Annotated in this window: 1 protein-coding gene; it reads left to right on the top strand. The window is 75.8% G+C overall.

The annotated features are described in order from the left end of the window. Positions 1-81 precede the first annotated feature (81 nt). Positions 82-1,122 (top strand): alpha/beta fold hydrolase, encoded by a 1,041-nt coding sequence (locus AB0J52_RS41175; protein ID WP_500188690.1) that lies wholly within the window; start codon positions 82-84, stop codon positions 1,120-1,122. Positions 1,123-1,283: the final 161 nt, after the last annotated feature.

Genomic DNA, 1,283 nt, shown 5'->3' with positions numbered 1-1,283 from the left:
TGCTGACCGGCGGCCACGACCTGCACATCACCGCGCGGGCGCGGCTCACCCCGCTGCTCGGCGCGTTCCTGGAGGAAGCACATGCCTGAGATCACCGCACGCGGCGTGCGATTCCACGTCCAGACCTTCGACCCCGCCGGCGTCCCGCCTTTCGACCCCGCCGGGGAACAGCCTTTCGATCCCGCCCGTGCCGGAGTGCCCGGCCCCGACCGGCCGCCGCCCGGGGATGAGCCGGTCGCGGTGTTCGTCCACGGGCTCGTCGTGGACAACCTGTCGAGCTTCTACTACCGCCTGGCCGGGCCGGTCGCCGAGGCCGGGACGCGGGCCGTCCTGTACGACCAGCGCGGTCACGGGAGGTCCGAGCGGACCCCGTCCGGCTACGGCGCGGCCGACGCGGTCGCCGACCTGTTCGGCGTCCTGGACGGCCTGGGCATCGGGCGTCCGGTGCACCTGGTGGCCAACAGCTTCGGCGGCGTGGTCGCGCTGAAGGCGGCCCTCGCCCGTCCGGACCGGGTCGCCGGGCTGGTGCTGATCGAGGCGCACGGTCCCGCCGAGCACGCCGGGTGGAGCGAGGGCCTGCTCAACACCCTCACGCTGGAGGCGCTGTCGCTGGAGTACGAGCGGCTCCCGGAGCAGTTCGCCGCGATCGGGTGGCGCAAACGCAGCCGCCACGCCGCCGTCGCCGACCGGTTGACCAACGGCACCACCCTCCTGGCGGACGTGGCCGCGATCGAGCCCGTCCGGCCCGCCGACCTGGCGCGGCTTCGCTGCCCGGTGCTGGCCGTCTACGGCGAGCACTCCGACGTCCTCGCCGCCGGACGGCTCCTCAGGGCGCACGTCCCGGACTGCGAACTGCACGTGCTGCCGGGCCACGCGCACACCGTCCTGAGCGACGGCGCCGCCGACCTGCTCGCGCTCATGCTGCCCTGGCTCGCCCGCCACGCCGCTCCCTCGCCCGCCTCACCCGCCACCGGAGAACCACCCGCCTCCATCGCCACCGGAGAACCGGTCGCCTCCGCCGTCACTGGGGAATCGCCCAGCCCCGTCGCCACCGGAGAACCACCCCGCCCCGCCTCCGGCGCCGGGCCCCGTGAGCCGATCAGCGCCGGAGGTGCGCGATGAGCCCGAAGACGTCCCGGGGCCGCAGGGTCGCCGTCCCGTCGCTGCTGGGCGCCGCCGTGCCGCCCGCCCGGCCCGCCGAGCGCGACCGCCGCCGGTTCCTGTTCGCGGTGCCGCCGCTGACCGGGCACATCAACCCGACCGTCGCGGTCGCCGCCGAGCTG

The sequence above is a fragment of the Spirillospora sp. NPDC049652 genome (genome assembly GCF_040675125.1).
GTDB lineage: Bacteria > Actinomycetota > Actinomycetes > Streptosporangiales > Streptosporangiaceae > Spirillospora.
This window is presented reverse-complemented; position numbering and strand designations above follow the sequence as displayed.

Coding starts and splice junctions, on each gene's coding strand:
- AB0J52_RS41175 (WP_500188690.1), top strand. CDS start 82: ATGCCTGAGATCACCGCACGCGGCGTGCGATTCCACGTCCAGACCTTC.